Source organism: Pedobacter sp. 10L46_2 (genome assembly GCF_056395165.1).
Map to the genome: position 1 here is coordinate 1 of NZ_JBFTIZ010000168.1, position 8,844 is coordinate 8,844.

General features: G+C 35.5%; 7 protein-coding genes and 2 pseudogenes. 8 read left to right on the forward strand and 1 reads right to left on the reverse strand.

Annotated elements, in window-relative coordinates:
* The 8 genes and pseudogenes from AC1DDX_RS17215 to AC1DDX_RS17250 all read left to right on the forward strand — a co-directional run.
* Positions 1–326: pseudogene (locus tag AC1DDX_RS17215) on the forward strand (phenylalanine--tRNA ligase subunit beta-related protein); the annotation flags it as partial.
* Positions 327–378: 52 nt separating this feature from the next.
* Complete coding sequence (locus tag AC1DDX_RS17220; protein ID WP_048907317.1) at positions 379–669, forward strand: hypothetical protein; 291 nt, start codon at positions 379–381, stop codon at positions 667–669.
* Positions 670–702: 33 nt separating this feature from the next.
* A complete protein-coding gene (locus AC1DDX_RS17225; protein ID WP_068891351.1) occupies positions 703–993 on the forward strand; it encodes a cell division protein ZapA in 291 nt (96 codons plus the stop codon).
* A 273-nt stretch (positions 994–1,266) separates the two neighbouring features.
* Positions 1,267–2,820, forward strand: coding sequence for a ribonuclease Y (gene rny, locus AC1DDX_RS17230; protein WP_048907315.1), 1,554 nt, complete (start codon positions 1,267–1,269; stop codon positions 2,818–2,820).
* Between the two features lie 103 nt (positions 2,821–2,923).
* Positions 2,924–3,424: an Mpo1 family 2-hydroxy fatty acid dioxygenase gene (locus tag AC1DDX_RS17235; RefSeq protein ID WP_172661239.1), complete on the forward strand. Its 501-nt coding sequence runs from the start codon at positions 2,924–2,926 to the stop codon at positions 3,422–3,424.
* 112 nt (positions 3,425–3,536) lie between these two features.
* Positions 3,537–6,332 (forward strand): TonB-dependent receptor, encoded by a 2,796-nt coding sequence (locus tag AC1DDX_RS17240; protein WP_084498422.1) that lies wholly within the window; start codon positions 3,537–3,539, stop codon positions 6,330–6,332.
* 86 nt (positions 6,333–6,418) lie between these two features.
* Entirely contained in the window at positions 6,419–7,879 is a 1,461-nt protein-coding gene (locus tag AC1DDX_RS17245) for a hypothetical protein (RefSeq protein WP_246269578.1), read from the forward strand.
* Positions 7,880–8,009: 130 nt separating this feature from the next.
* On the forward strand, positions 8,010–8,549 hold the full coding sequence (locus tag AC1DDX_RS17250) for a hypothetical protein (protein WP_172661238.1): 540 nt from the start codon (positions 8,010–8,012) through the stop codon (positions 8,547–8,549).
* Between the two features lie 3 nt (positions 8,550–8,552).
* Here AC1DDX_RS17250 and AC1DDX_RS17255 read toward each other — a convergent pair.
* Positions 8,553–8,844: pseudogene (locus tag AC1DDX_RS17255) on the reverse strand (hypothetical protein); the annotation flags it as partial.

The window sequence follows — 8,844 nt, forward strand, 5'->3', positions numbered from 1 at the left end:
AATTATAAATAAAGAAGTTCCTAAGTATCCATTAGTAAGAAGAGACTTATCTATGCTGGTGAGACTTATCTATGCTGGTAGATACTAATGTGACTTTTGATGATTTAAAGACCATAGCATTCAAAACAGAGCGGAAATTGATTAAGAATGTACAGGTGTTTGATGTGTACGTTGGAGATAAACTACCTGCAGGAAAGAAATCATATGCACTTAATTTTACCCTTCAGGATGAAGAGCAAACATTAACGGATAAGCAGATTGATTCCGTTATGCAAAAGATTATATCTAACTTAGCGCAAACAGCGAAAGCAGAAATCAGAAAATAAGTAAGTGTTTTCTGAAAAAATAATATTTTAAATAAAAAACAACTTTAGTAGAATGTCTTCTGTAGCAGATCAGTTAAATTCAGTATTGCAAAAAACAACTCGTTTAATAGAGCTTTGTAATGCTTTGCAGGAAGAAAATGATTTATTAAAGCTTGAGAACCAGTCAGTAAAAGTTGCCCTTGATACATCAAAAAACAAGAACACTGAGCTTGAGGAAAAGCTTAGAGTTTTGAAGCTTGCGAAAAGTATTGAAGGAACAAGTGAAAAGACACTTGATATAAAGCAAAAAATTAACGATTTTGTGCGTGAAATAGATAAGTGTGTTGTATTACTTAAGAAATAAGGAATACTTGAAAAAGTGAAACAAAGCTAAAAAATGGGAGAAATCTCTATAAAAATAACTATTTCCGATCGTATTTACCCCTTAAAGGTCAATACAGAAGAGGAAGAAATTGTAAGGCGAGCAGCCAAGATTATTAACGAGCGCATAAAAGATTATCAGGAAAATTATGCCGTTCGCGATAAACAGGATTTGCTTTCTATGGCAGTACTGCACTATGCAACGGCAGTGTTGAGAGTAGAAAACAAAGTCCAGGATCAAGATACTGCTGTTGCCGAGAAGGTGGAAGAATTGGATAGTTTATTAAATGATTTTTTTTCGAAATAAGATCGTTCTTTATATTAGTTAAGACAACAAAGATATTAGCCGCAGCTAGGTTTTTGAGTTTCATTATTTTTAAAACTTAACACTTCAATATTTATAGGATTAAGAAGGTGTATTTCATTTGCATTTATGTACCTGAAAATGACTTAAATCCTAATTATAATTAGTTGAGGTTTTTAAAACTTTGGGGCTCAATAAAGTTAGTTGCGGTTTTTTTTTAAACGAATTTTTAACAGTGATGCAGCGTGTATGAGCTGATTTATATAGAAAAATAGAATGGAAATATTAGGATACGTACTTGCCGGATTAGTAATCGGCATTTTAATAGGCAGATATCTGCTGCGTAGCCTGCTTAAGAAGCAGGAAATTGCAGTTCAGAGCAAGGTAAAGAAGATACTTAAGGATGCGGAAAGTAACGCTGAGATCTTAAAGAAAGACAGATTGCTAGAGGCAAAAGAGAAATTCCTCCAAATGAAATCTGAGCACGAGCAAGAAGTAAATTCCAAAAATAACCAGATCAATCAACGAGAGAATACTTTAAAACAAAAAGAACAGTCTTTAAACCAGAAGCTTGAAAACGCTACCCGCAAAGATCAAGAACTTGATAATCATAAAAAGAACCTTGAAAAGCAAACTGAAATTGCATTAAAGAAACAAGAAGAAGTTGAATTGTTGAAAAACCAACATGTAAAGCAATTGGAAACTATTGCAGGTTTAAGTGCTGATGAAGCAAAAAGCCAGTTGGTTGAAACAATGAAACAGGAGGCACGCACACAAGCAATGATCCAGGTTAAGGATATTGTTGATGAAGCTAAGCTTACTGCAACAAAAGAAGCAAAGAAAGTTGTTATACAAACCATACAGCGTACTGCAGTTGAGGCTGCTATTGAGAATACGGTTTCAGTTTTTCATATCGAAAGTGACGAAATTAAAGGACGTGTTATTGGGCGAGAGGGTCGTAATATCCGCGCTTTAGAAGCTGCAACAGGTATTGAGATTATTGTAGATGATACTCCTGAAGCAATTATCTTATCAGGATTTGATCCGGTAAGAAGAGAGATAGCGCGTTTGGCTTTACACCGTTTGGTAACTGATGGTAGAATTCATCCGGCCCGTATTGAAGAGGTTGTTGCTAAAACCAAGAAGCAGATTGAGGATGAAATTGTAGAGATAGGAGAGCGTACTGTAATTGATTTGGGTATCCACGGGTTACATCCTGAATTGATCAGAATGGTTGGTCGTATGCGTTACCGTTCATCTTACGGACAAAATTTATTACATCACTCACGTGAGGTTGCTAACTTCTGTGCTACTATGGCGGCAGAACTTGGTTTAAATGCAAAAATGGCAAAACGTGCAGGTCTGTTACATGATATAGGTAAGGTGCCAGATGATAATCCAGAATTACCTCACGCTATTTTAGGTATGCAACTGGCTGAGAAGTATAAGGAACATCCTGAAATTTGTAATGCTATTGGAGCTCACCATGACGAGATAGAAATGACTTCAATGATATCTCCTATTGTACAGGCTTGTGATGCCATATCAGGTGCACGTCCGGGTGCTAGACGTGAGGTAGTTGAAAGCTATATTAAACGATTAAAAGAGTTGGAAGAGCTTGCGCTTTCTTATCCGGGTGTAGAGAAAACATTTGCGATACAGGCAGGTAGAGAGCTTAGGGTTGTGGTTGAAAGTGAAAGGGTAACTGATCAGCAGGCAGAACTATTGGCAGCTGACATCTCGAACCGCATTCAAACAGAGATGACTTATCCAGGTCAGATTAAAGTAACTGTAATAAGAGAGACCAGATCTGTTTCTTTTGCGAAATAGCATAAGCGAACCTGCAATTATTACTGCAGGCTATTAATATTTTATAAAAGCGACGGTTTATTCTGTCGCTTTTTTTATTTTTACTCAGTAAACTTATAACGATATGAAAACGGAGCAAAGAAGTGAGGTAGATGTCCTTTTTGATAAATATGCCGAAAGCCATCAAAACCCTTCAAATGAAATTATTCACTGGATTTGTGTTCCTCTAATTGTGTTTAGTTTATTAGGTTTGGTTTGGGCCATTCCTTTTCCGCATATCGGATTTTTGGGAAGGTACAATGGATACCTGAACTGGGCTTCGTTCTTAATCGCCTTTTCTGTTTATTACTATTTAAAGCTTTCTCCTGTATTGTCGTACCTGATGCTGTTGCTCATTTTTGGAATGAGTATGATCATTGTTCAGCTAGAGAAATGGGAGGCCAGTGGTGGACCAGCATTGTGGCTGGTGTGTTTGGTGATTTTTGTAATTGCATGGATAGGGCAGTTTATAGGGCACAAGATTGAAGGAAAGAAGCCTTCGTTTTTAGATGATGTTAAGTTTCTATTAATCGGACCGATTTGGTTATTGCACTTTATTTGCAAAAAAGTAGGGCTAAGATACTGAGCCTAATGCTACTTAACATAGGGTTAACACTCTGGTAAACGAATGGTAATTTACACCTAACATATACCTAACATTGTGGTAATAGCTTTGCTGGAAATTAATATACGGCAAATTGAAATCACAACTAAATCTTAAAAAGGCAATAATTACGGCCTTATTTGTAATTATCGGCACAGCAGTATTTGCACAAACGGGCAAAATTTCAGGAAAGGTATCTGATAAGAAAACCGGTGAAACACTTATTGGTGTTACGGTTAAGATAAAAAATACCCCCAAAGGTATGGCTACAGATGTTGATGGTAAATATTCATTAACAGGATTGGCTACTGGAAAATACACTTTAATATTTCAATATGTTGGTTACAATGGAAAAGAGATCAGTGATGTTGAAGTAACCTCTGGAAAAAATACAATATTCGATATAATCCTTGATGAAGCAGGCGGTCAAAACCTGAATGAAGTAGTTATTCAGGGGAGTTTTAAAAAGGAAAGTGTAAATGCACTTTATGCTCAGCAAAAGAATAGCGCGGTAATCTCTGATGGTATTTCATCAGAATTAATTAAACGCTCTCCAGATAAAAATACTTCGGATGTTCTAAAAAGGGTAAGTGGAGCTACAATTCAGGATAATAAATTTGTTGTTATCCGTGGTTTAAGTGATAGGTATAACACTGCGATGCTTGATGGAGCTTCATTGCCAAGTACTGAACCAAATAGAAAGGCTTTTTCGTTTGATATTGTGCCTTCGAACTTGGTAGATAATCTAATTATTAGTAAAACAGCCACACCAGATCTTCCAGGAGATTTTACCGGTGGAGCTGTTCAGATTACTACTAAAGATATACCTGATCAGAATTATATTACATTAAGTGGTGGGGTTGGCTATAATACAGCATCGACTTTTAAAGACTTCTTTAGTGGCCCTCGAAATGCAACCGATTATTTTGGTTTTGATGATGGTAAAAGAAAGCTACAATCAAGTTTTCCTTCTACAAATAGACTAGCAGCAGGCCTTACTTATGAGCAAAATATCAAAGCGATAAGAACGCTTCCTCAAGACTGGTCGATCTATAACATGACCGCATTGCCAACTCAAAACTATCAGTTTACTTTAGGTCGGGTTAAGGATTTAAAGGATAATAGGAAATTCGGAGCTATAGTTTCATTAACTTATCGTAATGCACAAAGCATAACTAGAGACGCTGTACGTGATTTTTATGAGTATAATTATTTGGATAATTCTTATAAATTCTCTACAAACGTAGGTGCCCTTGCTAATTTTGCATACACTTATGGTAAGAGTAAAATTACCTTCAAAAATATTTATAATAGAATATTTGACGACCAATATACTAGTAGAACTGGAACCAATGGAAGTTCTGGAACAGATAACAAATTTTTTGCTTTTGACCTAATTCAGAAATCTTTATTCAAATCAACACTAGAAGGTAATCATCAGCTAGGGGCAAGAAATGCAAAGATTAATTGGTCAGTAGGCTTCAGTAACGTATTAAATGATCAACCAGATCAACGTAAGATCAATTATTCTAAAAATATTTCTGATCTGGATAAACCTGAAATTGCTTACACAGCTAACGTTTTAAATATTGGTAAAGAAAACACAAGATTGTTCTCTACCCTAAAAGAGAATGGATACACTGGTTCAGTAAATTATTCTTTACCCGTTAATTTATTTAAAGAGACATCGACACTTAAAGTTGGACTAGCTTCATCTTACCGTGATCGTAATTTTGATGTTCGCTTCCTTGGATTACAGTTAGGGTTCAATAACGAAAATGTTGAGGCCATAAGAGCAAGACCACTAAAAACATTATTTGGCAAGGATTTAATTGAGAGTGGTGCTTATACGCTAAGTGAAATTCCAAACTCTGGAGATATCTATACAGCTAATTCACTTACGAATGCAGGCTATGCTATGTTAGATAATAAATTTGGCGAGAAGGCAAGATTAGTTTGGGGAGTAAGAACGGAAATGTTCAATGTAAACTTAAAAACACTTGACCCAAGTAATAAACCAGTTAAACAGGATTATTTTGACGTTTTACCTTCATTGAATTTTACTTATAGCCTAACGGAAAAAATAAATTTAAGGGCATCATATTACCGTACATTGGCACGTCCTGAATTTAGAGAACTTGCCCCATTTCAATATTATGATTATGAACAACTTGCCTTTCAGCAAGGAAATCCAAATCTGAAGCGTGCTCAGGTTAATAATGCAGATATTCGTTTTGAACTATATCCTTCGGCAGGTCAGATTATTTCTGTATCCGCATTTTATAAGCAATTTAATAATGCCATTGAATCTCTAAATGAGGATTACAATTCTACAAGAACAATTACTTATTTCAATTCTGATAAGGCGGATGTTTATGGGTTAGAGTTTGAAGTTAGAAAGTCTCTTGATTTTATAGCAGAGAATGAATTTATGAAAAATACTACTGCCTATGCCAATTTAGCTTTGATTAAATCTAAAGTAACAAATCCGGAAAATACAGGGGTAGTTTATTTAGAAAAAAGTCGCCAAATGGTAGGACAGGCTCCTTATACTATAAATGCTGGCTTGCAACATGCTTTTCTTAATAATAAAATGAACTTCAATATTTTGTATAACAAGGTAGGCCGTAGAATTATAGCAGCTGGGGGCTCTAGATTCCCTAGCATCTGGGAAGCACCAAGAAATGTTTTAGATCTACAATTAGGAATGAAGGTATTTAAAAATAAGGGTGAATTTAAAATCAATGCCGGAGATATCCTAAACAACAATAATATTTTATACTACGATAATAACATGAACAAGAAGTATGAAATGAATGGAGAGGATGAAACAATCAATAGATATAAATTGGGTAGCAATTACTCCTTGTCTTTCTCTTACACGCTTTAATGTTAAATCATTGTTAATTGACTTTAATAATGCTTAATGTTTATTTAAACATATAGTAATATACAGGTAAATCACGCTTAATATCTTTGAAACAACAAATTAAAAATAAAGAAATGAAAAAACAGTTATTAATATCAGCTTTAAGTGTGCTTGTTTTTTTTGCAAGCTGCTCAAAGAATGATTCAGATGAAGGAATCATAAATCCTCCAACTACAGAAGGAGTTGTTACCGTAACAGGAGATGTTGCTACAAGCACTACATGGACTGCTGATAAAATATATCTTTTAAAAGGCAATGTTTATGTAACTGGAAATGCTACTCTTACTATTCAGCCAGGGACAATCATTAAAGGTGATAAAGCTTCTAAAGGTTCATTAGTTATTACACGTGGTTCTAAAATCGAGGCTGTAGGTACAGTTGACAAGCCGATTGTATTTACTTCAAATCAACCTGCTGGTGGTCGTGCTCAAGGTGATTGGGGTGGATTAGTTTTATTAGGAAAAGCAAAAAACAATATCGGTACAGGTGTTAAAATAGAAGGTATTGCTGATGCTACTGATAAGGCACTACACGGAGGTACTGATGATGCTGATAATTCAGGAACTCTGAAATATATTCGTATTGAATATGCTGGTATTGCCTTAGGTCCTGATAATGAAATCAACGGTCTTACTTTTGGAAGCGTTGGTTCAGGTACTACTATTGATTATGTTCAGGTTTATCGTTCAGGAGATGATGCTTTTGAATGGTTCGGTGGAACAGTAAATGCAAAACACTTACTTTCAGTTGGAACATGGGATGATGATTTTGATACTGATAATGGCTATTCTGGAAAGGTTCAATTTGCTTTAGCACAACGTGTGGCTACAATTGCTGACTTCTCTGGCTCAAATGGTTTTGAATCTGATAATGATGGAAATGGATCAAATAATGTTCCTCAAACATCTGCTATTTTTTCTAACGTAACTATATTAGGTCCTGTTGACGTAGCTGGTGCTGGAAATATAAATGCTAACTATCAACATGCTGCTCAAATTCGTCGTAACTCATCAATAAGCATCTTTAATTCAGTATTAGCTGGATATACAGAGGGTGTTTATTATGATGATACGAAGGTTACTACAGCTGGTGCTACTTATGCTAACTTTGTGGCAGGTAAATCTGTATTTGCTAACAATCTAGTATTAGGAAGTAATAGTAAATCAAATCAAATTAAAGGTGCTGCTGGTATATTGGCTGCATTAACTACTTCTTTGACTTCAAATAATACTTTTACTCCTGATGCTTATGCTTCATCAGTTATTACTGATCCTTACAAGTTTTCACCTGATTTAGTTGCTGCAGCTAAACAAGGTACTCCTAACTTTACTGTAGTTGCAGGTTCTGCCGCTGCTAACGGAGCTTTGTACACAAATGTAAAAGTTGCTGATGCTTTTTTCGAGAAAGTTGCTTATAGAGGTGCTTTTGGTACAACTGATTGGACTGCTGGTTGGGCTAATTATAATCCTCAGGTATTACCTTATACAACTCCTGGAGCTGTAAAATAATATTCAAATCATAACATTTTTGATAGGTCTTTTTGCACATCGCAAAAAGGCCTTTTTATTTAACATAAACTTAACCTGAATTCTGTAGCGGTAATAGATGGCTGAGCGTATAGTTGTAAACAATAAGATTATGAGAAAAATAACTATTCAACTGTTGATGGTAATGACAACCATTTTGATCGGTGTTTCCTGCACGAAAGACAAAGGAAAAATTATTAAGGATGAAATAGATGAAAAAAATCTAACACCTTGTCCCGAAAAAGCAAGTTGTCAATATCTATTTACTGAAGATGCAGATTTAAATGAAGCTGGTTCAGGATTAATAACCGGCCCTTATCGACTATTTTGGGCAGATATACAGACCCCAGGTGTTAGAACAACGCTCTACATAAAGGCGCCAATGGAAGGAAAAACTTTTTCATTTAACAAGCAAGCTATTTTAGATGGAAAAGTAAAGTTAATCAGGAGTTGTGCAGCTTGCCTGATGACACCGTTTAGGCTAATAGAAGATGGATATGTTAAAGGAATTAATTTAAGACCTGATAAACAAGCAGACCAAACAAGGTGGTTATTAGAGGCAGAGATTATTTTGGAAGCAATCGGACAGCCAGCAAAGCGAGATACTTTACATGTAAAGCAATATTTTGACCCAAATTTTGTTTTTAATTAGGCTTTAGTGTTTCGGCTCATAAGCATAAACTACTTGATAGGGGATCTTTTTTAGTTCGGCAGACATTTTCCCAATACCAAGATCCTCTTTCTGTGGTGTTGGTTCACAAATAGAATAGGTCTTGCCTTTATAAACTATAGGGTCGCCGCCTACAGGTGTGTCAAACTGAACTGCCATAGTGATATGGGTAGGGTACAGCAGAGCAATCATTGGAACATTATAGATCTCCTTTACCAGATAAAAAAACAAGGCTGCTCTATCATCGCAGTCACTATATTTAGAGAAGAGCGTCTCT